This window comes from Billgrantia montanilacus (genome assembly GCF_003336675.1).
Taxonomy (GTDB): Bacteria; Pseudomonadota; Gammaproteobacteria; order Pseudomonadales; family Halomonadaceae; genus Halomonas; species Halomonas montanilacus.
The window spans coordinates 23,161-45,830 of sequence record NZ_QPII01000026.1 but is presented as its reverse complement, the minus strand read 5'-3'; the positions used below and the strand labels follow the sequence as shown (position 1 = coordinate 45,830).

Sequence of the window (22,670 nt, the reverse complement as noted above, 5' to 3'; positions counted from 1 at the left end):
AGGATCAAGGACACCGGATGAAAGCGTTACTCAAGGACATTCTGGCCGTGGTCGGCCCCGGTAACGTGCTGACCGGAGCCGACGTCACCCAGCGACGGGTCGACTGGATGACCGGCGCGCCCTGCCAGGCGGGCGCCATCGTGCGCCCCGCCGATACCCGCGAGCTCTCCGCCGTGATGCGCCTGTGCCATGCTGCCGATCAACCGGTGGTGACCCATGGCGGCCTGACCGGCCTGGTGCACGGCAGCGTGACCTCATCCGACGAACTCGCCATCTCGCTGGAACGGCTGACCGCCATAGAGGCAGTCGATCCAGTGAGCGGCACCATGACCGTACAGGCCGGCGTGCCGCTCCAGCGGGTACAGGAACTGGCCGACGATCACGACCTCCAGTTCCCGCTGGACCTGGGAGCGCGTGGCTCCTGCACCATCGGCGGCAACATCGCCACCAATGCCGGCGGCGTGCGAGTCATCCGCTACGGGATGATGCGCCAGCAGGTGCTGGGGCTGGAAGCCGTACTGGCCGATGGCACCGTGGTCAGCTCCATGAACCACATGCTGAAGAACAACGCCGGCTATGACCTCAAGCAGCTGTTCATCGGCAGCGAAGGCACCCTGGGTATCGTGACCCGCGCCGTACTCAGGCTTCAGCCGAAGATGAGCAGCGAGCAGACCGCGCTGGTGGCCTGTCCCTCGTTCGAGGCACTCACCGGGCTGTTGCAGCATATGGGCCATAGCCTGGGAGGAAGCCTCGGCACCTTCGAGGTCATGTGGCGCAACCACTATGCCCTGCTTACCGTGGAGAGCGGTCGGCACACGCCACCCCTGCCCACCGACTCACCCTTCTACGTGATCGTGGAATCCCTCGGCGTCGACGACGAGGCCAACGCGACCCGCTTCGGCCAGGCGCTGGAATCCGCTTTCGAGGCCGGTCTGATTGTCGACGCCGTGCTGGCCCAGTCCGACAGCCAGCGTCGCGGCATCTGGGATATCCGCGAGGACATCGAAGGGCTGATCCTGAACCTGGCCCCGCTGTTCACCTTCGACATCAGCCTGCCCATCCCCGAAATGCAGGCCTATACGGACCAGCTTGAAGCCGCCCTGCGACGGGACTGGTCCCAGGGACGCATGGTGGTCTTCGGCCACCTGGGCGATGGCAACCTGCACGTATCGATCAGCGTGGGTAGCGACGCGCCGGATACGCGTCGAGCCGTGGAGCAGCTGGTCTATACCCCGCTGGCCGAACTCGGTGGCTCGATTTCCGCCGAGCATGGCGTCGGCCTGGAGAAACGCGACTACCTAGCGCTATCGCGCACCCCGGAGGAAATCGCCTTGATGCGCACCCTGAAGCAGGCGCTGGATCCTCGCAACCTGCTCAATCGCCACAAGGTCCTGGCCCCGGAGGCCTAGGCACGCCATGTCGACCGGCGTCATCCCCGCCCTGCTGCAGCGCTCCGGTGTCTCCACGGCACTACTCATCGTCGCCATCGGCCTCTTCTGGGGTGGCAACTGGCCGGCGGTACGCTTCAGCCTGATGGATATCCCCCCGTTCAGCCTCAGGGCCATCGGCTTTACCGTCGGTGCAGTGATGCTGCTCGGCTGGGCCTGGATACGAAAGCTGCCGCTGGCCATCGATGCCACAGAGTGGCCGTGGCTGGTGGTTGCCGGCCTGTTCACCATCCTCGGGTTCAACGTCGGCACCGCCTTCGGCCAGCTACACATGCCCACCTCCCAGGCCGCCATCATCGCCTTCACCATGCCGTGCTGGGCGATACTGATGGCCATCGGCCTGCTCGGCGAGCGGGTCACCCTGCGACAGTGGCTTGGCCTGGGGCTCGGCCAGGCGGGCCTGCTGATACTGCTGGGACCGACCGCCTGGCAGGCCGGCTTCGGTGGACTTGTCGGCCCCCTGTTCGTACTCGGCGCCGCCCTGTCGTGGGCCCTGGGTACTGTACTAATCAAGCGCCGCGGCGGCTGGAAAGGCCATCCGGTCGTCATCACCGGCTGGCAGTTCGCCATCAGTGCCGTACCGATGCTGGTGCTGGCGGCTGGGCTGGAGTCGCCACCGCCGCCCAGCGAGTGGCGGACCACCACCTGGCTGGGGCTGGGGTATCATCTGCTCTTTGCGATCTGCCTGGCCCAGATGCTGTGGTTTCGCAACGTCAACCGGCTGTCCATCGGCCAATCCACCATCAGCACCCTGATCATCCCTGTGGTCGGGGTCGGCAGCGCCGTCTTGCTGCTGGGCGAGCCCTTCACCCTGCAGATCGCAGTGGCGCTGGTCCTGACCCTGTCAGCCGTGGCGATCGTCATGACCCAGCGAAAGACGGCAACAGGATGACTTCACTTTCCAACGGGAGACCCGAATGCCCCGCTTCCCCGACCACCTGACCGGCTCCGGCCCCAGCAATCCCTTCCCCGGCATCAAGGTGCTGGAGCGACGCATCGGTCGCGAGATCCCTCACCGGCTGGGCTCCAACGAAGGCCTGGACATGCCCCATCGCGCCCTGCGCGAGCGCTTCGGCGATGCCATGGTCGAGCATGTCTACTGCTACGGTGATTCGGAGGCACTGGGGGTACGGCAACGGCTCAGTGCCCTGCACGGCTTCTCGCTGGAGACGACGTTGGTGGATGCCGGCGCCGACAGCCTCATCGCACTCGCCCTGCGCACCACTGCCACGCCGGGCTGTACGGTAGTCAGCGCCAGCGGCACCTATCCCACCTTCGGCTATTTCGCACGTGGCCAGGGCTGCCGCCTGATCGAGGTACCCTATGAGGAACGACCGGGCCTCCTCGCCCCGGACCTCGACGCCCTGCTGCGCACCGCACGGCAAGAGCAGGCCCGGCTCGTCTATCTCGCCAACCCCGACAACCCCAGCGGCCATCTGCATGGCGACGACGCCATCCGCCGGCTGCGTGCCGACCTGCCCGACGACTGCTGGCTGCTGCTCGACGAGGCCTACCACGATTTTCGCGACGACGCCGACTCGGCCTTCAGCCGCGAGGTGCTGCCGGGGGTGATTCGCCTGCGCACGCTGTCCAAGGCCCATGGCCTGGCCGGCCTGCGGATCGGCTATGCCATCGCCGAACCCGACACACTCGAGATGATGATGAAGGTGCGTATCCACTATGCGGTCTCGACCCTGACCCTGGCTGCGGCCGAGACGGTACTGGATCACAACGATGAGGTGCGTCAGCACGTCAGCGGCGTCAAGGCACGCCGACAGCGGCTCGCCGATCATTTCGCAGCAATCGGGGCCGAGGTGCTGCCCAGCGCCACCAACTTCATCGCCCTGCGCTTGTCGAACGCCGAGCTGGGTGAACGACTCAACCGCGAGCTGCTGGAGGCCGGCCGACTCATTGCCCGCCCCGCCCATCCGGACCTGGGCCATATCCTGCGCATCACCGCGGTGGAAGATGCCCTGCAGCCGGGCCGATTCGAGATCCTGGAGCAGGCGTTGTCGAAGCTGAACCGCTAGTTGCTAGCGCGCCGAATCCGCAGCCCATGGCGCTGCAACTTGCGCACGACACTGGGCTGGCTGATCCCCAGCCGCTCGGCCATGGCATAGGTGCTCGGCAGTCGCTGGCATAACACCGCCAGCACCTGGCGTTCGGTCCGGGCCAGATACGCCTTCAGCGACTCGTCCTCCGCCATTGCCAGGGGGGCGTGGGCAACGGCAGCGGCATCATCGGTTACTGCGTGACCCACTGGCTGGCCCAGGGTGGGAGCTTCGATCACATCTCCGGCGCTGGAAAGCCAGGCGCGCTCGAGCCAGTTCTCCAACTCGCGGACATTGCCTGGCCAATCGCTGCCCATCAGCTCCGACCAGACGCTGCTGTGCAGCAGTTTCTGGCGACCATAGCGCTGGTTGAGGCGATCAAGACAGGACTCCACCAGTGCCGGTATGTCCTCGCGGCGCTCCCGCAGCGGTGGCAGCGTCACCGGGATCACGTTGAGCCGGTAGTAGAGATCCAGCCGGAAGGCCCCTTCCTCGACCCGGCTGGCCAGGTCCTGGTTGGTCGCCACCACCAGTCGAAAATCGACCCGCCGCGGCCGGGTGTCCCCCAGTCGGGTGACAGTGCCATCCTGGATCACCTTGAGCAGCTTGGTCTGCATCAGCAGCGGCAGCTCGCCCAGCTCATCGAGAAACAGCGTGCCACCCTCGGCCTGCTCCAGCAGGCCGGCCTTGCCCTGCCGGGCGGCGCCGCTGAAGGCCCCCGGCTGGTAGCCGAACATCTCCGACTCGAACAGGTTCTCGGGAATGGCACCGCAGTTGACCTCGATGAAGGGTCCGTCGCCGCGGCGGCTCCAGCGATGCACCTGGCGAGCGAAAGCGGTCTTGCCGACCCCCGACTCTCCCAGCATCAGCACGGTGGCATCGGATGGCGCCACGCGCTTGAGCAGCAGCGCCAGCTCACGCATCACGCTGCTGCGTACCTGCAGTGCCTCCAGCATCTCATCCAGCTCGCCATCCTGATCCGTCGGCCCCGGCTGGCTGCGCCGAAGATGCTCGCTGAAGCGCTTCTGGAGCAGGGCATACTCGTCCTGGAGCAGCTGAAGGTCGGTGAGATCCCGGGAGCGGCTGACGATACGCTCCAGCCTGCCATTGACGAACACCGGATGGGCCTCGGCGATGACTCGCCTGCCGGTCCCGGTGACCTGCATCAGCTGGGCCGGCTTGCCCGTGCGCATCACCTCCATGCTGATCGAGGGCTTCAGCACGACGCTTGCCTCCAGCGCCTGTACCGTACTACTGGTCAACGCTTCCCGAGACATCCCGTAGACCGCCGCGGCTCCGGGGCTGACATCGAGCACCCGGCCGGTGCCGTCAACGATGAAGAAATGGTCGTTGGCGGTCTCGACGATGGTCTGCACGACCCGCGCATCGATCTCACTCATATCGGTTCCTGATAATTCCGCATGACAATGCAGTATTGCATCACTGATTCAATATTGCATCGAATCCCGTCGCATTCGATGCGTTGATGAATCACTTACAAGCACAGAACGCCGACCGGCCGGGACACGCACCAGATGGCACGAAACATGCACCCCTATCGCTACAGGTACCAATGCCACCCAGCGCCCTCTCAGCCAGCACAACCGGAGTTCCTCATGCCCGAGTATAATCAGCCCCTCGGCGGAAACGAGATGCCCCGCTTCGGCGGCCCCGCGACCATGATGCGCTTGCCCGCCCAGCCGACGGCAGAGGGTCTTGATGCCGCCTTCATCGGCATCCCCCTGGACATCGGCACCTCGAACCGGCCGGGCACCCGGCTGGGCCCGCGCCAGATTCGCGACGAATCGCGCATGCTGCGCCCCTACAACATGGCCACCCGGGCCGCGCCCTTCGACAGCCTGCAGGTGGCCGATATCGGCGATGTGCCGATCAACACCTTTCACCTGCCCAAGAGCGTCGACATCATTACCGACTTCTATGACCAGGTGCTGGCCCATGGCTGCATCCCGCTCACCCTGGGCGGGGAGCACACCATCACCCTGCCGATACTGCGCGCCATCGCCAAGAAGCATGGACCCGTGGGATTGATTCATATCGATGCCCATGCCGACGTCAACGAGCACATGTTCGGCGAACCCATCGCCCATGGGACGCCGTTTCGCCGCGCCCAGGAAGAGGGCCTTCTGGCGGCAAACCGCGTGGTGCAGATCGGCCTGCGCGGCACCGGCTACTCCGCCGAGGATTTCGACTGGTGTCGCCAGCAGGGCTTTCGCGTCGTCACCGCGGAGGAGTGCTGGCATAGATCGCTGGCGCCGCTGATGGCAGAGGTGCGCGAACAGATGGGCGATGGCCCCGTCTATATCAGCTTCGATATCGATGGCCTCGACCCCTCGGTCGCCCCCGGCACCGGCACCGTGGAAATGGGTGGCCTGACCTCGGCGCAGGGCCTGGAAATCGTCCGTGGCGCAGCGGGATTGAACATCGTCGGCGGCGACCTGGTCGAGGTATCGCCGCCCTACGACCCCAGCGGCAACACTGCCTTGATGGGCGCGACCCTGCTCTACGAGATGCTCTGCGTACTGCCGGGCGTCACCCGCCGCGGCTGAGGCCGCAAGGCAATTGCAGCACTCCGGATTCAACGACAACAAGCCTGAGGAATAACAGCATGTCTTCCACTGAATCGACTTCTGAAGAGACGGCCGCCCCGAAGCCGATGGAGCGCCAACCGCTGGACCGCCGCAATCTGCTGCGCTTCCTGATCCCCTCCCTGATCGGGGTCAGCCTCTTCCTGATCCCCTTCCAGGTCGGCGACACCATCAATATCGGCATGGGCCTGATGGCCGATGGCCTCAAGGCGCTGCTCGAGGGCGCCCTGCCGGCCATCGCCGTGGTGGTACTGACGATTTCGGTGGTCGCCACCCTCTACGTCAAGCTGGGCAAGCCCGCCTGGGCGGAAAAAGGGGTGCTGCGCGACATGTTCCATGTCGGCCCGGTCTGGTTCGGCATGCGCATCCTCGGCGCCGCCTTCGCGCTGATGACCTTCTTCCAGTTTGGCCCCGAGTTCGTCACCGCCCCCTTCACCGGCGGCGTGATGCTCAACGACCTGGCCCCGGTGCTGCTCACCTTCTTCTTCTTTGCCGCCCTGCTGCTGCCCTTCCTGGTTGAATTCGGCTTCATGGAGTTCATCGGCAGCCTGGTGCGCAAGCCGTTCCGCGTCATCTTCAACCTGCCCGGCCGCAGCGCCATCGATGCCACGGCATCCTGGATGGGCTCTGGCACCGTGGGGGTATTGATCACCACCCAGCAGTACGAGAAGGGCTTCTACAACCGACGTGAAGCCTCGGTGATCGCTACCAACTTCTCCGTCGTCTCCATCGCCTTTGCCCTGCTGATCACCAGCTTCGTCGATCTAAACCACATGTTCGTCCAGTTCTACTTCACCGTGGTGGTGTCGGGGCTGATCGCCGCCGTGATCGTGCCGCGGCTGCCGCCCTTGTCGCGCAAGCCCGATACCTATTACGAGCCGGTAGGCTGCCAGCTGGCCGAGAAACGCACTGAAGACGTAGGCCTGTGGCGCTACAGCCTCAACCAGGCAATGCGCCGTGCCGAGCATGCCCCCGGCCCCCGCGAACTGGCACGCAACGCCCTGTTCAACGTCGCCGATATCTTCCTCGCCCTGCTGCCGCTGGTATTCGCCATCGGCACCGTGGCACTGATACTCGCCGAGTTCACGCCGCTGTTCACCTGGCTCTCCTACCCCATGGTGCCGGTGCTGGAACTGCTGCGCATTCCCGAAGCCGAGGCGGCCGCACCCGCCACCCTGGTCGGCTTTGCCGACATGTTCCTGCCGGCGGTGCTGGCCACCAACATCGAAAGCGAGCTGACCCGCTTCGTGATTGCCTGCCTGTCGCTGACCCAACTGATCTACATGTCGGAAATCGGCGCGCTACTGATGAAATCGAAGATTCCGCTCAAACTGTGGGAGCTGCTGGCGATCTTCCTGCTGCGCACCGCGGTGACGCTGCCGATCATCGCCTTCATGGCCCACACCTTCTTCTTCTGAGGTTTCTCGATGGCAACCGATACCCTGACCTGCGCCAGCCTCCTCCTGACGCTCCTCAACAAGCGTTATGAGGTCGACACCGTCTTCGGCATTCCCGGGGTGCACACCATCGAACTCTACCGGGGCCTGGAGGCCAGCGGCGTACGCCACGTCACACCGCGTCACGAGCAGGGTGCCGGCTTCATGGCCGACGGCTACGCACGGGCCACCGGTCGCCCGGGGGTATGCCTGATCATTACCGGCCCCGGCATGACCAATATCGCCACCGCCATGGGGCAGGCACTCGCCGACTCGGTGCCGATGCTGGTGATCTCCAGCGTCAACCGCCGTGACACCCTGGGACGCGGCCAGGGGCGGCTGCACGAACTGCCGAGCCAGCAGCAGCTGCTGGCCGGGGTTTCGCGCTTCAGCCATACGCTGCTCGACCCCGCTGCCCTGCCCGAAGTGCTGGCACGGGCCTTTGCCGTGTTTCGCAGCGAACGGCCCGGCCCGGTGCATATCGAGATCCCCATCGACCTGTTCGATGCCCCCGCAGCACCACCGCGCAGCTGGCAGGCACCGGCACTCTATCGTCCGGCACCGGACCCGCAGGGCCTGGCGTTGGCGGCGCAGTGGCTACACCGGGCCGAGCGGCCCCTGATACTGCTTGGCGGCGGCTGCGCCGATGCGCCCGAAGCGGCACGGGCCCTGGTGGAGCGCCTTGATGCCCCGACGGTCACGACGATCAACGCCAAGGGGCTGCTCGGGCGCTCGCACCCGCTGGACCTGGGGGCCAATGCCGCCCTGCCGGCGGTCCGCGAGCTGGCCCACGGAGCCGACGTGATTCTCGCCGTGGGTACCGAGCTCGGCGAGACCGACTACGACGTGGTCTTCGACGACGGCTTCGCCCTCACCGGCCAGCTGATCCGCATCGACCTCGACGCCCAGCAGCTGGTGCGCAACCAGCCCTTGGCCCTGGGCCTGGTGGGCGATGCCGGCCACAGCCTTGCGCTGCTGCTCGACCACTTTCCTGATCCCCTGGCCAAGGGAGGCGCCGAACGCACGGCCAGTACGCTGGCCGCACTCGGGCTGGTAGAAGACCCCGCCTTCGCCCCTTTCGTGCCCCTCTATGGAGTACTGCAGGAGGCCTTGCCCGACGCCATCCTCGTCGGCGACTCCACGGCACCGGTCTATGCCGGCAACCACCTGGTCTCGCAGCCTGCGCCGCGTCGCTATTTCAACGCCTCCACCGGTTACGGCACCCTGGGCTACGGTCTTCCGGCGGCACTGGGTGCCCAGCTCGCCCGCCCCGACCTGCCGGTGGTCGCCCTGGTCGGTGACGGCGGCGTCATGTTCACCCTCTCCGAGCTTGCCACCGCCGTGGAAGAGCGACTGCCCGTCGTCATCCTGCTGTGGCACAACGCCGGCTACGAGGAGATCCGGCGCTATATGGACACCCATGGGGTCGAGCGCACCGGCGTCGACATCCAGGCGCCGGATTTCCTGACCCTGGCCCGCGGATTCGGCTGCCTGGCTACCCATGTCGACAGCCCCGGGGCACTGGCCCAGGCATTGGCCAGCCGTCCGACCGACGGCCCCTTCCTGATCGAGGTGGATGCCCACGCCTGGCAGCAGGCCATCGGTTAACCAACCAAGAAGAGAATCCTCATGCAATGCCTTGACCAGCAATTCATCGATAACCATTGGGTGGCTTCCCAAGGCGAACGCCGCCTGCCGGTCACCAACCCCTACACCGAAACAGTGATCGCCGAGGTCACCGCCGGCGATCCCGCCGATGTCGAGGCTGCCGTGGCCGCGGCACGGCGAGCCCTGCCGGCCTGGCAGGCCCTCTCAGGCGCCCAGCGGGCAACCTACCTCGAGGGCTTCGCCGATGCCCTGACCCGCCGCCGCGACGAGCTGGTTCGCCTTTCCTCCACCAACAACGGCAAGGTGCTCGCCGAAGCCGGTATCGACCTGGACGACGCCGTCGCCTGCTACCGCTACTATGCCGGCCTGGCCCGAGCGCTGGACCCCCGTCAGGGCCGGCTCGTGGAGCTGGAAATGGAAGGCGTCGAGGCTCGCTGCTATCACGACCCGGTGGGCGTGGTGGGACTGATCACGCCCTGGAACTTCCCCCTGGTGACCAGCGCCTGGAAGCTGGCACCGGCCCTGGCGGCGGGCTGCACGGCGGTGCTTAAGCCTTCAGAGGTGACCCCGCTGCCCGAACGCACCCTGGCCGAGATCGCCCAGGAGATCGACCTGCCCCCCGGTGTGCTCAACCTTGTGTTCGGCGATGGCGAGGGTGTCGGTGCACCATTGGCCAATCATCCCGGCATCGACAAGGTCTCCTTCACCGGCAGCAACCGGGTCGGCGAAGCGGTCATGCGGGCCGCCGCCGAGCGAACGGTCGGCGTCTCCCTGGAGCTGGGCGGCAAGTCGCCGATCATCGTGATGGAGGATGCCGCCCCCGATCAGGCCGCCGACTGGGTCATGGCCGGCATCTACTTCAATGCCGGCCAGATCTGCTCGGCCACCTCGCGCCTGATCGTTCATGAAGCCGTCGCCGAGCCGCTCTATGCAGCCCTGGCGGAGCGTATCGACGCCCTGGTGCTGGGCGACCCGCTTGACGAGGACAGCGACATGGGCCCGCTGACCAGCGCGCGCCAGCGCGAGAACGTGCAGGACTATCTCGCTATCGCCAAACAGGAAGGCCTCGCCGCCATACGCGATGGTGCGCATCGTGAGCTGCCTGCCCGGGGCTACTTCGTGGCGCCCACTCTCTACCGCGACGTGCCGATCGAGAGCCGGCTATGGCGAGAGGAGATCTTCGGCCCGGTGCTTTGCGCTCGCAGCGTCGCCAGTGAGCAGGAAGCCATCGCACTGGCCAACGACAGCGAGTTCGGCCTGGCGGCCACGGTAATCAGCGGCGACCCTCGGCGGGCTTCCCGAATCGGTCGTCAGCTGCAGGCGGGCAGTATCTGGCTCAACAGCGAGCAGCTGGTACTGCCCCAGACCGGCTGGGGCGGCTTCAAGCGCAGCGGTATCGGCCGGGAGCTGGGCCCCTGGGGCCTTTCCGCCTACCTTGAGGTGAAGCACCTGATCGGGCCCGATGAAGGGACTGACAAAACGTGAATTACCCTTTGCTGATCGACATGGCGTAAAATAGTGGGCTGATGCCAGGAGCCTGCCGGACGTACCCGATCGTCGCGAGAGATTCGGATTTCGAGACAAGTTTATCGATCTGATGAGGCGAATAGCCTGCTATTTAACGAATCAGATCGAATGAAATTGGCCGAAAGACCGGATCTCGCAGTAGATCAGCGTCATGTCCGGCAGGCTCCTAATGTTCAAGGAGGAAACCGCATGATCCGCATCCGCCCCTATCAGCCCGACGACTGGCCCGCCATGTGGGAGTTCATGGCGCCGGTCCTGCATGCCGGCACCACCTATGCCGTGCCACGAGGAATCGGCGAGTCCGACGCCTACCGCATGTGGGTGGAGCTGCCTCGTGCGGTCAGGGTAGCCGAGGACGCCGCGGGCAAGGTACTCGGCACCTACTACCTCAAGCCCAACCAGCCCGGCCCCGGCGACCATGTCTGCAACTGCGGCTACCTGGTCGCCGAGCATGCCCGCGGCCAGGGCATCGCCGGCATGATGTGCCAGGACTCCCTTGGCCTCGCCCGCGAGCTGGGTTTCACCGCCATGCAATACAATATCGTGGTGGCCACCAACGAGGTCGCGATCCGGCAGTGGCAGAAGTACGGTTTCACCATCGTCGGCACCCTTCCCTGCGCCTTTCGCCACCCCGAGCTGGGGCTGGTGGATGCCCATGTCATGTACCGCCTACTGTGAGGCCGCCTTGTGCAGGCGACTTTTGTAACCATCCGGTGTCATTGCCGTTGACCCTCTCCGGCGCCCTGGGGCATGCTCGGTGACGGATTGACCCGACAAAGGAAAAGTAAAAATGAAACGATTTGCACGCAGCACGCTGGCACTTGGCCTCTCTCTCGCCATGGTCACCGCCGCCCAGGCCTCCGATTTCGAGGACATGGACCCGGTCACCCTGCGCCTGGCCCATGTGGTCAACGAGCAGGATGGTTTCCATATCGCCGCGGTGAAGTTCCAGGAGCTGGTCGCCGAACGCACCGAGGGTGCGGTCACCATCGACATCTATCCCAATGCCTCGCTGGGCGACGAGCGCACCCTGCTGGAAGGCATGCAGATCGGCACCGTGGACATGGGCGTGATCACCAACGGCCCGGTGGCCAATTTCGTCGAGGAGATGGCGGTATTCGAACTCCCCTTCCTCTTCCCCTCACCCGAAGCCGCCTATGACGTGCTCGACGGCCCCATCGGCCAGGAACTGCTCGACAAGCTTAGCGAAGTGAACCTCAAGGGCCTGGCCTACGCCGAACGTGGCTTTCGCAACCTGACCAACAGCGAGCGTGAGGTCCGCACCCCCGCCGATATCGACGGCCTGCGCATCCGCGTGATGGAGAACCCGGTCTATACCGATACCTTCAGCGAACTGGGGGCCAACGCCATTCCCATGGCCTGGACCGAAGCCCTTACCGCCATGCAGCAGGGTACCATCGACGGCCAGGAGAACCCGGTCAACGTCATCCACTCGTTCAAGCTCAACGAGACCCAGACCCATATGACACTGTCGCGGCACACCTACGCGCCGGCGATCTTCGTCATGGGCATGCCGGTCTGGAACGAGCTGCCGGAGGCAGCCCAGGACGTGCTGCGCCAGGCCGCGCAGGAAGCCGCCGAGCATGAGCGTCGCTACAATGCCGACATGGAAGCCGAACAGCTGGAAGAGCTCCGCGCCGCCGGCATGCAGATCGTCGACGACGCGGACCTCGAAGCCTTCCAGGCTGCCGTGGCACCGGTCTACGAGAAGTACGGCGAGCAGTTCGGCGACTATCTGCCCCGCATCCGGGAGGCGCTGGAGTAAGTGCCGAACCGGTTCCAATCGCTGCTCGCACACCTCCAGCGCATTGAACACGTCGTCGATGCCGCCCTCCAACCCGTGGTTTTTGCGGGCATGGCGGCATTGATCGGCGTGATCACCCTGCAGATCGTCTCGCGCGTCTTCTTCTCCGCCGTCGGCTGGACCGAAGAAGTCGCGCGATTCCTGATGGTGTGGATCACATTCCTTGGCGCCACGCTGGCCTTCCAGCGCGGCCGTCATATCGCCGTGACCTTCGTGGTCGAGGCGCTGCCCGACCGACTGCGACAGTTATTGCGCGTGGCGGCTGTGCTGGTCGTTCTCGGGTTCATGATCACGTTGATCGTCATCGGCCATCGCTACATGCAAGCGCAGAGCTTCCAGAAATCGGCTTCGCTGCGTCTCTCCATGACCTATGTCTACGCCGTCATCCCCATCAGTGCCGCCATCATGGCCTGGTACGCCCTCGTCGACCTGGTCGAGCTGATCGTCAAGGGCCCCGACACGGCCGCCGGCATCGGCAGCGGAACCGCCGAGGAGCCCCCGCCATGACGGGCCTGCTGTTCGCGCTGTTCTTCCTCTTCATGCTGGCCGGGGTGCCCATCGCCCTGGCCATCGGCGCCAGCACGCTGCTGGCCCTCAACGCCCAGGGTGTGCCGCTGATGGTGGTCACCCAGCAAATGTTCCAGGGCATCAATTCCTTCGCCCTGGTGGCGGTCCCCATGTTCATCCTCGCCGGCGACCTGATGGCCCAGGGCAAGGTGAGCGAGAAACTGGTCGATTTTGCCGATTCGCTGTTCGGCTTTCTCAAGGGGGGGCTGTCGATCGTTTCGGTATTGGCCGGGATGTTCTTCGCCGCCATCTCCGGCTCCGGTGCCGCCACCACCGCCGCGGTGGGCTCGAGCCTGGTGCCGGAACTGCGCAAGAAGGGCTACGATCCCGCGTCGGCAGCCAGCCTGATCGCCGCCAGCGGCACCATCGGCGTGGTGATACCGCCCTCGGTGCCGATGATCATCTATGCGGTGATCGCCCAGCAGTCGGTCTCGAAGCTGTTCCTCAACGGCTTCATTCCCGGCCTGGTCATGGGGCTGGGACTGATGGCGATTGCCATCACCCAGGCCTACCGGCGCAACTACCCTCGCGGCACGGCGCTTTCCCTGGCCACCATCTGGCGCACGCTGAAAAGTGCCAGCTGGGGCCTGATGACCCCGGTGATCATTCTCGGCGGCATCTTCTCCGGCATCTTCACGCCCAGTGAGGCGGCGGTGGTGGCGGTCAACTACGCCCTACTGGTGTCGCTCTTCGTCTATCGCGACCTGAAGGTCGCCGATGTCTACCGCATCCTGATCCGCTCGGCGATCACCACCTCGGTGATCATGCTTGTCATCGCCACCTCGGCGGTACTCAGCTGGACGCTGTCGAGCTGGCAGGTGCCCGGCGCCATCGCCCAGGCGGTGCTGTCGATCTCCACCAACCCCTACGTGATCATGCTGCTGGTCGTGGCGGTGATCCTGCTTACCGGCGTATTCATCGAGACGGCCAGCGCCCTGATCATCCTGACCCCGGTGCTGTTGCCGCTGGTGCTTCAACTGGGTATCGATCCGATCCACTTCGGCCTGATCATCGTGGTGGGACTGGCCATCGGCATGATCACCCCCCCTGTGGCGATCAATCTCTATGTTGCCTCGTCGGTGACCCAGCTGCCGCTGGAGCGCATCACCCGCGCCATCATTCCCTACCTCCTGGGCCTGATCGGGGTGCTGCTGCTGGTGGTCTACGTGCCGATCATGCTGGGCATCTCGGGCTAACCGGAGCCAGGTGCTTGACGCCCGCCCGGCATGGCCTCAGGCTTGCCGCATCAGCCTCTTGTTGAAGGGATTCATCGTGATTCGAGCGACTCATTTCCTGCCAGTCTCTGGCACGCTGCTGGCCATTGCCCTGCTCGCCGGTTGCACCACCTATACCTTCCAGGACGGCAGCCGGGAGACCCTCTGGGGCGTGCCGGCCGAGGAGGAGAGCCGGCGCTATGAGGAGGACCGCCAGGCCGAAGGCGTTCGCTATCGCATTCCGGGCCAGATCGAGGAAAGGCCCGAAGCGGGCGCCGACGAGTAAGCCAAGGCGACCCTCGCGACGGGTACCGGAATACGTCACCTGACTCAACGACACTGGCTCAATGCGACCGTCGCAGTACCACGCTGAGATTATTGGCCGGCATCTCGACCACGCGCTCAAGAACCAGGCCATGGCGTTCGGCTTCCGCGGTCACCGCTTCCAGATCGCGCACCCCCCAGCGGGGATCGCGTGCCTTGAGGTCAGCATCGAAGGCTTCGTTGCTGGGCGCCGTATGACGCCCTTCCCGCCGGTAAGGGCCATAGAGATAGAGCACTCCGCCTTCGGTCAATCGCCTTCCAGCACAGGCCATCAGCGCCTCGGTAACCTCCCAGGGCGAAATATGGATCAGGTTGATCGCGACAATGGCGTCGAACGGCCCCGCCGGACAGAGCGTCGTCACGTCCAGCGCCAGTGGCGGAAGCAGGTTGGGCAGCCCGGCGTACTCCCGCCACGCCTCGATGGAGCGACGGGCATGGGCATTCGGGTCGCTGGGTTGCCACTCCCATCCCGGCATGGCGCCGGCGCAATAGACACCGTGTTCGCCACTGCCGCTGGCCACTTCCAGTATGACCGCCTTCTCGGGCAGCACGTCCTGCAACACGTCCAGGATGGGCTGGCGATTGCGAGCGGCCGCAGGGCTCTTCAAACGGGCGTTGTCCATGACACCTCGGCGAGTTTCGTCAGTTTCGCTCACGATAGCAGCCTTTACCAACCGCGCACATCATGCAACCGCCTCCGAATAGCGACCGGCACCCATTCGCTCCAGACCTACGGCGATTCAGCGACCTCCAGGGAGGCTTCGGTGCGTCGATGCGCCGGTCGATCCTTCAGTCCGGCCCAGTAGGCTTCGAATTCAGGGCGCTTGTCCAGGGTACCGAACTGCATCCCCCAGCCGATGTGGGACCCGACATAGACGTCTGCCGCGGTGAAGGTATCCCCCGCGATATACCGCCGTCCTCTCACGGCCGAGGCAAGGGTGTCGACCACCGTCGCGACGTTGCCGCACCCCAGCTGCATCTCCTGCTTTGCCGTCAGATCCACGCCACAGCTGTTCAGCGAGATGGCCAGCTCCAGCGGCCCGGCCGCAAAGAACAGCCAGCGGTAGTAATCACCGCGTGCCGCCGGCTCCGGTAACAGCCCCGCCTCGGGAAACGCTTCGGCCAGGTAGGCGCAGATCGCCGCTGCCTCGGTGACGACGATATCGTCATGGCGAATCGCAGGCACCTTGCCCATGGGGTTGATCGCCAGATAGTCGGGGCTTTTCATGGGTGCACCGTACTCCAGCACCTCCATCCGATAAGGGACACCGATCTCCTCCAGCATCCAGTGCACGATACCGGCCCTCGACCACGGGTTGGTATAAAAGACGAGCTCCTGTTTCATTGTCGACTGCTCCTTCTCTTGGCTTGGGGTGACAACAGGGTAGCCCGAAGCAGTGACAGAACATGGCAGCAGCGATTGCAGCCACTCCTTGTGTAGCAGGTGTCGGCGGCGTGGATAGCGTTGCCCGGTCATGACGGCCCCCTCGATGCGATCGGCACGAAAGTGACGATACTCCTTGCGTAGCTCGCACCAGGCGGCAACGACACGAGTCGATTCGAAGAAAGCGATGGCGCAGGGCCAGATGGTGCGGGAGGAGTGCCGGCCCAGTTGGTCACGATAGGCAATATCGAGCTTCTGCTCCTCTCGTATCGCCCGGCGGAGCAACGCGAGATCGACGGACTGTGGCCGCTTCCAACCAGGGCCGATGATGAGCGCCGAGTCCTCCAGCCGGTGACGCTGCTCACCGGGGAGCACGGCGGCAACCTTGGCGAGGGCTTCAGCGGCTGCCACGGCCAACCCATCGTCGGCGCGCTTTTCCACCCATTTCAGCCCCAGGGCCACGGCTTCGAGCTCCTCCTCCGAAAACATCAACGGCGGCAGCACCAATCCGGGTTTCAGCACATAGCCAAGCCCCGCTTCTCCTTCGATCTCGGCACCAATTTCCTTGAGCGCCCCAATGTCCCGATACAGGGTCCGCAAGGAGATGCCGAGTTCATCGGCCAGCACCGCGCCGCTGACGGGCCGGCGATGGTGTCGCAGGCACTGCATGAGATCGAACAGCCTCGTCGTCCGGGACATGAAAATTGCCTTCCTGCGTTTATTGTCGGCGAAATGACTGGCGCTGCCCGTAGGTCAGCGACCGCCATAACCACTCCAGTGGACCAAAGCGAAAGTGTCGCAGCCAGACCGGCGCCAGCAACAGTTGCAGCAGCCAGATCCCCGCCACGATGCCGATCTGGCCCGTCCTCTCGACCTGGCCGAATAGCGCCAGCCCCTGGCCATAGAAGAGCAAGACGCCGATGACGGTCTGCAGGATATAGAGAGTAAAGGCCATCCGCCCCACCGCCGCCAGCCGCCACGTCAGCCAATGGAGTGCCCCATGGCGCAACAACAATATGACGCCGGCTATCCAGCCGAGACTGACCGGCAGGCTGCCCCAGTAGTTGAACTGGCTGCCATGGAACAGGGATTCCGGCCCCCAGCCGTTGGCAAAATTCCAGGCAACGCCATAGCCCACCAGCGGCAGGCCAATGAGCCACCCGGCCACCAGCAGGCGCCAGTAGGTCGCATTGGAAGCCTGACCACTCAGCACGCCGAGCCGGTACAGCCCCATACCGATCAGCATCAGGCCAGCCGCCCGCCAGAAACCCCAGACGATCAGAACAAAGGTCTGCGCTTCGGCGGTGATCGGCGCGCGATGTGCCAGCTGCTCGAGCCAGCCGCCACGATAAATCGCGATCTCCTCGGCCAGGGCCGCTGGCGCAGGACGCCACTCCGCCTCGAAGGCGGCCAGCTGCGCCTCCGGCCACAGTCTCATCGACCAGCCGAAATAGAGAAACAGCAGCGACGATACTGACAGTAGTGCGAGGCCCAGGACGAACAGAGCGCGTGGAGATAGATTGCGGAAGGGAAACAGCGCGAAGCCACAGACGGCATAGATAAACAGGATATCCCCATACCACAACAGGTACCCATGGGCGGCACCGAAGAGCAGCAGCCAGGCATTTCGTCGGTAATGCAGCCCTGCCGCCGACTTTCCCCGTTGCCAGGCATGGTCGGCAAACAGCACGATGCCGGCACCGAAGAGCATCGAGAAGATGGCCATCATCTTCTCAGCAGCGAGCAGATGGCTCAGCAGCCAGACCCCGAAGTTGGCGCCGGTCAGGTCGCCCCACGCAGTGGGATTGGTATAGGCCGCCATTGGCATGGCGAAGGCCTGGATGTTCATGACCAGGATGCCAAGCAGGGCAAAGCCACGCAGCACGTCCAGAGAGTGCACGCGATCGCCCGATGTGGCCCCTCTCGCTTCAGTGGTTACCTGCACTGCGAGCCCTCCCTTGCTCACTCCACCGCCTGGGGCGGACCTACCGCCCCGGCTTCGTCCGGCGAGGCCTGCCCGCCCTTCCCGGCTGGGCGCCGGTCGACCTGGGTTTCTTCTGGAGGGAGTTCTGCTTTCTGGCGTTGGCCTTCTGCTTCGGTCCGGCCCCCTTGCCTGCGGTTCCACCTGTTGACGTCCCGGCCTTGGCCCCCTTGCCCTTGGTGCGGCCGCTCGTGGACGCCTTGCCTTGGTTGTCACGCCTGCTCGCGGCCGCTCCCCCCTTTGCAACCTTGGCTGTCTTGCGCTTGCCCGGTGCCCTGGCCGCCGACGATTTCCTGCCCTCGGCATCAGAGGCTGAGCTCTCGGTCAGCGCATTGATCGTGTCGATCTCTTTCGCACTCAGGTCGCGCCAGTCCCCTAGCGCCAGCCCCTTGAGCGACACATTCATGATCCGGATTCGCTCGAGCCTGGTGACCTCGTAATCGAACTTTTCGCACATGCGCCGAATCTGGCGATTCAACCCTTGCACCAGCGTTATATTGAAAACGAAGGTCGACTCCTTGACGACCTTGCACGGCTTCGTCACCTCGCCAAGGATACGCACGCCGGAACTCATGCCCACGATGAAGTCATCGGTAATCGGCTTGTTGACGGTGACCCGATACTCCTTTTCATGATTGTTGCTGGCCCGGAGTATCTTGTTGACCAGGTCACCATTATTCGTCAAGAAGATGAGTCCCTGGGAATCCTTGTCCAGGCGTCCGATGGGGAAGATACGCACCCCATGCTTGACGAAGTCGACGATGTTGTCCTTCTCGCTCGGCTCGGTGGTGCTGACGATACCCACCGGCTTGTTCAGGGCAATGAAGACAAGGTCTTCGGCTTCCTGCGGCTCGATCAACTGGCCGTTGACCTTGACCTCATCCCCCGGGAACACCTGGTCGCCCGTCTTGGCTCGCTTGCCATTGAGGAATACGTTGCCCTGTTCGACGTAGCGGTCGGCCTCCCGCCTGGAACACATGCCACTTTCACTGATGTACTTGTTGATGCGTGTAGAGGAACCGAAGGCCATAGCGCTCTTACCGGAAGGAATAGGGTGTCGATCAGGCATTCAAGCATGCGACACCCGATCGGCGAAAGGCCCAGGCAGGCATCAATCTCCGAACGCATTGCTCACGTCCAGAAAATATCGCCTTTCAAGGCTCAGCTGGTGAAAAGACTCAGACGGGAAATCAGCGTGTAGTTCGCTTCCAACGCCATCAAGACCGCCAGAAACAGCAGCGCCGCCGGTGGCAGCAGCACCGTATAGATGATCGAAAGTCGCTCCCAGGCCATGTGCATGAAGAAGGCCACGATCAGCCCCGCCTTGAGTAGCATGAACAGGGTGATCAAGCCCCATTTGGGGAGACCCTCGAGCCCCGAGATATCCACCAGATAAGAGAACACGCTGAGAACGAACAGCCAAAGCCATACGCGCAGATAGACGCGCAACTCCGGCTGCTGATGACTGTCTTGGTCCATGATGCCCCCTACCACAGATAGAAGAACGCGAAGATGAAGACCCATACCAGATCGACGAAGTGCCAGTAGAGCCCGAGGCTCTCGATCATCCCGTAATTGCCCTTGCGGCCAGTGAGAAAGCCAGGTCGGCTCTTTTCAAGAGAACCGCGCATGACCTTGACCGCCATGATCACGATGAAAATGACACCGATGGTGACATGGGTGCCGTGGAAGCCGGTGATCAGAAAGAACACGGCACCGAACTGGGCCGCCCCCCAGGGATTCTCCCAGGGACGTACGCCCTCACCGATGAGCATGGCCCACTCGAAGGCCTGCATGCCGACGAAGGTCGCCCCGAGCGCCGCCGTGACCAACAGCAGCACAGCCGTCAGGCGGCGATTGTTGGCGTATCCGTACTTGACCGCCAGTGCCATGGTGCCGCTGCTCGAGATCAGGATGAAGGTCATGATGGCGATCAGCAGCAGCGGAATCGACTGTCCGGCGATGGTCAGCGCGAATACTTCACTGGCATCCGGCCAGGGGTCCACGGTAGACATGCGCAGCACCATGTAGCCGACCAGGAAGCAGGCGAAGATGAACACATCGCTGAGGATGAATAGCCACATCATCGCCTTGCCCCAGGAAATATCGAACACACGGCGCTCTGCAGACCAGTCGCTGACAAGCCCGGCCATGCCCTCCTGGGGTGCTGAGCGTGTCATCTCCACTGGCGACATCGGACGGCCGGGGTGCGGGTTTGCCATGTTCCTGTCCTCATGTGGTCAGCAGCAGTGCGAAGAGGATCCCCCACACCACCAGCAGGAAATGCCAGTACAGCGCACACAGCTCGATGCTGGGCAACATGTTCCGCGGTGTGGCGCCACGCTGCAGGCGAAGCAGGCTGCGCGACCAGGCGAATAGACCACCCAGCAGATGCAGGACATGCAGCGCAGTCAGCAGGAAGAAGAAGGCATTGGCCGGGTTGGCGGACAGGTAGATACCCCTGGCCTGCAGCTGCCACCAGGCTAGCGCCTGACCCAGGATGAAGGCGATGGTAAACCCGCCGCCTACCAGGAGGCCCAGGCGCAAGCGCCCCGCATCGTCGCGACGTGCAGCCTTCCAGGCGGACTGCAGTGCCACACTGCCGAACACCAGGCAGACGCTGTTCCACCACAGCAGGCCGGGTACCGCCAACGGACGCCAGTCGTGGCCCATCTCCTGTCGCATCAAATAGGCGCTGATGGTCAACGCGAATAGCGAGGTGGCCACAGCCAGAAACACCCCTAGCCCCACCCGCGATGCGGTAACCCCGGCCGGCATTTGAAGGCGGCTCCTCCCTGTGACTTGAGCTTCCCATGGCCGCACGTTGATCGAATGACTGAAAAGCCAGCCGCCGAACAGCGCCATCATCACCGCCAGGAACACCAGCGTCACGGTCATGACGGCAGCCTCCCAGGAGCATCCTGATCCACCCGATCAGCCCTCTCGACCTCGTCGGGTGCCATGTTCTGGGGAATGAAGTCATGCTTGGTACCCGGCACCCCATAGTCATAGGCCCAGCGATAGACCACCGGCAGCTCGGTACCGAAGTTGCCGTGGCGTGGCGGCGTGTGTTCCGTCTGCCACTCCAGGGTGGTCGCCTGCCAGGGGTTGGGGCCCGCCTCGCGACCGCGGAAGTAGCTGCGCACCAGGTTGTAGAAGAACACCAGCTGCACCAGCGCGACGATGATCGCCGCCACGCTCATGAAGGCATTGAGGGTCTGGATCGAATCGGGGATGAAGGTGGTCTCGCCGTAGCCGTAGTAGCGGCGCGGCACGCCGGCAAAGCCCATGAAATGCATCGGGTAGAAGATCGCATAGGTGCCCAGGAAGGTGACCCAGAAGTGGATCTTGCCCAGGGTGTCGTCAAGCATGCGCCCGGTGATCTTGGGGTACCAGTGGTAGATCGCGCCGAACACCACAAGCACCGGCGCCACGGCCATCACCATGTGGAAGTGGCCGACAACGAAGTAGGTGTCCGCCAGCGGCACGTCGACGGTGACGTTGCCCAGGAACAGGCCGCTGAGTCCACCGTTGACGAAGGTAAAGATGAAACCGATGGCAAACAGCATCGGCACCGTCATGCGGATATTTCCCCGCCACAGGGTGAGCACCCAGTTGTAGACCTTGATTGCCGTGGGCACCGCGATGATCAGAGTGGTGGTAGCAAACAGGAAACCGAAGTAGGGATTCATGCCGCTGACGAACATGTGGTGAGCCCAGACCACGAAGCTGAGCACGGCGATGAGAATGATCGCCCAGACCATCATACGGTAGCCGAAGATGTTCTTGCGTGCATGGGTGGCGAGGATGTCAGAGACGATACCGAAAGCCGGTAGCGCGACGATATAGACCTCCGGGTGCCCGAAGAACCAGAACAGGTGCTGGTAGAGCAAGGGACTGCCGCCTTCATGGGTGGACGGCTCGCCCAGATTGAGCATCTCCGGCATGAAGAAACTGGTGCCCAGCAGCATGTCACAGAGCATCATCAGGATCGCCACCAGCAGCGCGGGAAAGGCCAGCAGCGCCATCACCGTGGCCATGAAGATGCCCCAGATGGTCAGCGGCAGACGCATCAGCGTCATGCCGCGGGTGCGCGCCTGAAGCACCGTGACCACGTAATTGAGCCCGCCCATGGTGAAACCGGCGATGAACACCGCCAGCGACGCGAACATCAGCAAGATGCCGCCATGGATTCCCGGGGTGCCGGGGCTGATCGCCTGGGGCGGATAGAGCGTCCAACCAGCGCCCGTCGCCCCACCGGGCACGAAGAAGCTCGCCACCAGGATCAAGACCGCCACCAGGTAGAACCAGTAGCTCAGCATGTTGAGGTAGGGAAAGACCATGTCCCGCGCACCGCACATCAAAGGGATCAGATAGTTGCCGAAGGCTCCCAGGAACAGTGCGGTGAGCAGATAGACCACCATGATCATGCCGTGCATGGTCACGTACTGCAGATAGCTCGACGGGTCGATCAGCGAGAAGGTGTTGGGAAAGCCCAGCTGCAGGCGCATCAGGACCGACAGCACGAGCGCCACCAACCCGATGGCAATGGCGGTCAGTCCGTACTGGATAGCGATCACCTTGGCGTCCTGACTCCACACGTACTTGCCGAGGAAGGTCTTCGGGTGAACCAGCTCCATATTGTCGAACTCACCCGCCTGGGCGTGTGGCACACTATGCTGTCCGTGTTCCGCCATGA

At 64.1% G+C, this 22,670-nt stretch carries 21 protein-coding genes; 12 read left to right on the top strand and 9 right to left on the bottom strand.

The features are described from left to right. Positions 1-17: 17 nt before the first annotated feature. From DU505_RS21130 to DU505_RS21120, 3 genes are read left to right on the top strand one after another with little or no spacing between them, the layout of a single operon-like run. On the top strand, positions 18-1,409 hold the full coding sequence (locus DU505_RS21130; protein ID WP_114480948.1) for an FAD-binding oxidoreductase: 1,392 nt from the start codon (positions 18-20) through the stop codon (positions 1,407-1,409). 7 nt (positions 1,410-1,416) lie between these two features. Next, complete coding sequence (locus DU505_RS21125; RefSeq protein ID WP_114480947.1) at positions 1,417-2,340, top strand: DMT family transporter; 924 nt, start codon at positions 1,417-1,419, stop codon at positions 2,338-2,340. 25 nt (positions 2,341-2,365) lie between these two features. After that, a complete protein-coding gene (locus tag DU505_RS21120) occupies positions 2,366-3,478 on the top strand; it encodes a pyridoxal phosphate-dependent aminotransferase (RefSeq protein WP_114480946.1) in 1,113 nt (370 codons plus the stop codon). Here DU505_RS21120 and DU505_RS21115 read toward each other — a convergent pair. Then, positions 3,475-4,899: a sigma-54 interaction domain-containing protein gene (locus tag DU505_RS21115; protein WP_114480945.1), complete on the bottom strand. Its 1,425-nt coding sequence runs from the start codon at positions 4,897-4,899 to the stop codon at positions 3,475-3,477. The genes DU505_RS21120 and DU505_RS21115 overlap by 4 nt on opposite strands. Before the next feature lie 216 nt (positions 4,900-5,115). Between DU505_RS21115 and speB the strand changes: the two genes are divergently transcribed. The 9 genes from speB to DU505_RS21070 all read left to right on the top strand — a co-directional run bounded on the left by speB (position 5,116) and on the right by DU505_RS21070 (position 14,568). Then, positions 5,116-6,066, top strand: coding sequence for an agmatinase (gene speB / locus DU505_RS21110; RefSeq protein ID WP_114480944.1), 951 nt, complete (start codon positions 5,116-5,118; stop codon positions 6,064-6,066). 59 nt (positions 6,067-6,125) lie between these two features. Continuing rightward, positions 6,126-7,523, top strand: a complete 1,398-nt coding sequence (locus DU505_RS21105) for a YjiH family protein (protein ID WP_114480943.1) — start codon at positions 6,126-6,128, stop codon at positions 7,521-7,523. A 9-nt stretch (positions 7,524-7,532) separates the two neighbouring features. Continuing rightward, positions 7,533-9,149, top strand: a complete 1,617-nt coding sequence (locus tag DU505_RS21100; protein WP_114480942.1) for a 5-guanidino-2-oxopentanoate decarboxylase — start codon at positions 7,533-7,535, stop codon at positions 9,147-9,149. Positions 9,150-9,170: 21 nt separating this feature from the next. Continuing rightward, positions 9,171-10,634 (top strand): aldehyde dehydrogenase family protein, encoded by a 1,464-nt coding sequence (locus DU505_RS21095; RefSeq protein WP_114480941.1) that lies wholly within the window; start codon positions 9,171-9,173, stop codon positions 10,632-10,634. Positions 10,635-10,865: 231 nt separating this feature from the next. After that, entirely contained in the window at positions 10,866-11,354 is a 489-nt protein-coding gene (locus DU505_RS21090) for a GNAT family N-acetyltransferase (RefSeq protein ID WP_114480940.1), read from the top strand. 112 nt (positions 11,355-11,466) lie between these two features. Continuing rightward, positions 11,467-12,462, top strand: a complete 996-nt coding sequence (locus DU505_RS21085) for a TRAP transporter substrate-binding protein (RefSeq protein WP_114480939.1) — start codon at positions 11,467-11,469, stop codon at positions 12,460-12,462. Beyond that, positions 12,463-13,008 (top strand): TRAP transporter small permease, encoded by a 546-nt coding sequence (locus DU505_RS21080; RefSeq protein ID WP_422667069.1) that lies wholly within the window; start codon positions 12,463-12,465, stop codon positions 13,006-13,008. It abuts the gene before it with no gap. Further along, positions 13,005-14,264 (top strand): TRAP transporter large permease, encoded by a 1,260-nt coding sequence (locus DU505_RS21075; RefSeq protein WP_114480938.1) that lies wholly within the window; start codon positions 13,005-13,007, stop codon positions 14,262-14,264. The genes DU505_RS21080 and DU505_RS21075 overlap by 4 nt, the downstream gene beginning before the upstream one ends. A 76-nt stretch (positions 14,265-14,340) precedes the next feature. Beyond that, on the top strand, positions 14,341-14,568 hold the full coding sequence (locus DU505_RS21070; RefSeq protein WP_245948114.1) for a hypothetical protein: 228 nt from the start codon (positions 14,341-14,343) through the stop codon (positions 14,566-14,568). Positions 14,569-14,626: 58 nt separating this feature from the next. Here DU505_RS21070 and DU505_RS21065 read toward each other — a convergent pair whose 3' ends face one another. From DU505_RS21065 to DU505_RS21030, 8 genes are all read right to left on the bottom strand, one after another. Further along, on the bottom strand, positions 14,627-15,229 hold the full coding sequence (locus DU505_RS21065; protein ID WP_114480937.1) for a DUF938 domain-containing protein: 603 nt from the start codon (positions 15,227-15,229) through the stop codon (positions 14,627-14,629). Positions 15,230-15,336: 107 nt separating this feature from the next. Further along, positions 15,337-16,689, bottom strand: coding sequence for an HTH domain-containing protein (locus tag DU505_RS21060; protein WP_114480936.1), 1,353 nt, complete (start codon positions 16,687-16,689; stop codon positions 15,337-15,339). A 19-nt stretch (positions 16,690-16,708) separates the two neighbouring features. Beyond that, entirely contained in the window at positions 16,709-17,935 is a 1,227-nt protein-coding gene (locus DU505_RS21055) for a DUF418 domain-containing protein (RefSeq protein WP_114480935.1), read from the bottom strand. Between the two features lie 40 nt (positions 17,936-17,975). After that, complete coding sequence (gene rluF / locus DU505_RS21050; RefSeq protein ID WP_114480934.1) at positions 17,976-19,001, bottom strand: 23S rRNA pseudouridine(2604) synthase RluF; 1,026 nt, start codon at positions 18,999-19,001, stop codon at positions 17,976-17,978. A 131-nt stretch (positions 19,002-19,132) separates the two neighbouring features. Further along, positions 19,133-19,450, bottom strand: a complete 318-nt coding sequence (locus DU505_RS21045) for a cytochrome C oxidase subunit IV family protein (protein WP_114480933.1) — start codon at positions 19,448-19,450, stop codon at positions 19,133-19,135. An 8-nt stretch (positions 19,451-19,458) separates the two neighbouring features. Continuing rightward, positions 19,459-20,193, bottom strand: a complete 735-nt coding sequence (locus DU505_RS21040) for a heme-copper oxidase subunit III family protein (RefSeq protein ID WP_245948112.1) — start codon at positions 20,191-20,193, stop codon at positions 19,459-19,461. Positions 20,194-20,203: 10 nt separating this feature from the next. Further along, entirely contained in the window at positions 20,204-20,869 is a 666-nt protein-coding gene (locus tag DU505_RS21035) for a cytochrome c oxidase subunit 3 (protein ID WP_114480931.1), read from the bottom strand. Further along, positions 20,866-22,668 (bottom strand): cytochrome c oxidase subunit I, encoded by a 1,803-nt coding sequence (locus DU505_RS21030; protein WP_114480930.1) that lies wholly within the window; start codon positions 22,666-22,668, stop codon positions 20,866-20,868. The genes DU505_RS21035 and DU505_RS21030 overlap by 4 nt, the downstream gene beginning before the upstream one ends. Positions 22,669-22,670: the final 2 nt, after the last annotated feature.

Coding starts and splice junctions, on each gene's coding strand:
- DU505_RS21125 (WP_114480947.1), top strand. CDS start 1,417: ATGTCGACCGGCGTCATCCCCGCCCTGCTGCAGCGCTCCGGTGTCTCC.
- DU505_RS21090 (WP_114480940.1), top strand. CDS start 10,866: ATGATCCGCATCCGCCCCTATCAGCCCGACGACTGGCCCGCCATGTGG.
- DU505_RS21100 (WP_114480942.1), top strand. CDS start 7,533: ATGGCAACCGATACCCTGACCTGCGCCAGCCTCCTCCTGACGCTCCTC.
- DU505_RS21045 (WP_114480933.1), bottom strand. CDS start 19,450: ATGGACCAAGACAGTCATCAGCAGCCGGAGTTGCGCGTCTATCTGCGC.
- DU505_RS21065 (WP_114480937.1), bottom strand. CDS start 15,229: ATGGACAACGCCCGTTTGAAGAGCCCTGCGGCCGCTCGCAATCGCCAG.
- DU505_RS21030 (WP_114480930.1), bottom strand. CDS start 22,668: ATGGCGGAACACGGACAGCATAGTGTGCCACACGCCCAGGCGGGTGAG.
- DU505_RS21040 (WP_245948112.1), bottom strand. CDS start 20,193: ATGGCAAACCCGCACCCCGGCCGTCCGATGTCGCCAGTGGAGATGACA.
- DU505_RS21035 (WP_114480931.1), bottom strand. CDS start 20,869: ATGACCGTGACGCTGGTGTTCCTGGCGGTGATGATGGCGCTGTTCGGC.
- DU505_RS21115 (WP_114480945.1), bottom strand. CDS start 4,899: ATGAGTGAGATCGATGCGCGGGTCGTGCAGACCATCGTCGAGACCGCC.
- rluF (WP_114480934.1), bottom strand. CDS start 19,001: ATGGCCTTCGGTTCCTCTACACGCATCAACAAGTACATCAGTGAAAGT.
- speB (WP_114480944.1), top strand. CDS start 5,116: ATGCCCGAGTATAATCAGCCCCTCGGCGGAAACGAGATGCCCCGCTTC.
- DU505_RS21105 (WP_114480943.1), top strand. CDS start 6,126: ATGTCTTCCACTGAATCGACTTCTGAAGAGACGGCCGCCCCGAAGCCG.
- DU505_RS21095 (WP_114480941.1), top strand. CDS start 9,171: ATGCAATGCCTTGACCAGCAATTCATCGATAACCATTGGGTGGCTTCC.
- DU505_RS21060 (WP_114480936.1), bottom strand. CDS start 16,689: ATGTCCCGGACGACGAGGCTGTTCGATCTCATGCAGTGCCTGCGACAC.
- DU505_RS21085 (WP_114480939.1), top strand. CDS start 11,467: ATGAAACGATTTGCACGCAGCACGCTGGCACTTGGCCTCTCTCTCGCC.
- DU505_RS21120 (WP_114480946.1), top strand. CDS start 2,366: ATGCCCCGCTTCCCCGACCACCTGACCGGCTCCGGCCCCAGCAATCCC.
- DU505_RS21075 (WP_114480938.1), top strand. CDS start 13,005: ATGACGGGCCTGCTGTTCGCGCTGTTCTTCCTCTTCATGCTGGCCGGG.
- DU505_RS21130 (WP_114480948.1), top strand. CDS start 18: ATGAAAGCGTTACTCAAGGACATTCTGGCCGTGGTCGGCCCCGGTAAC.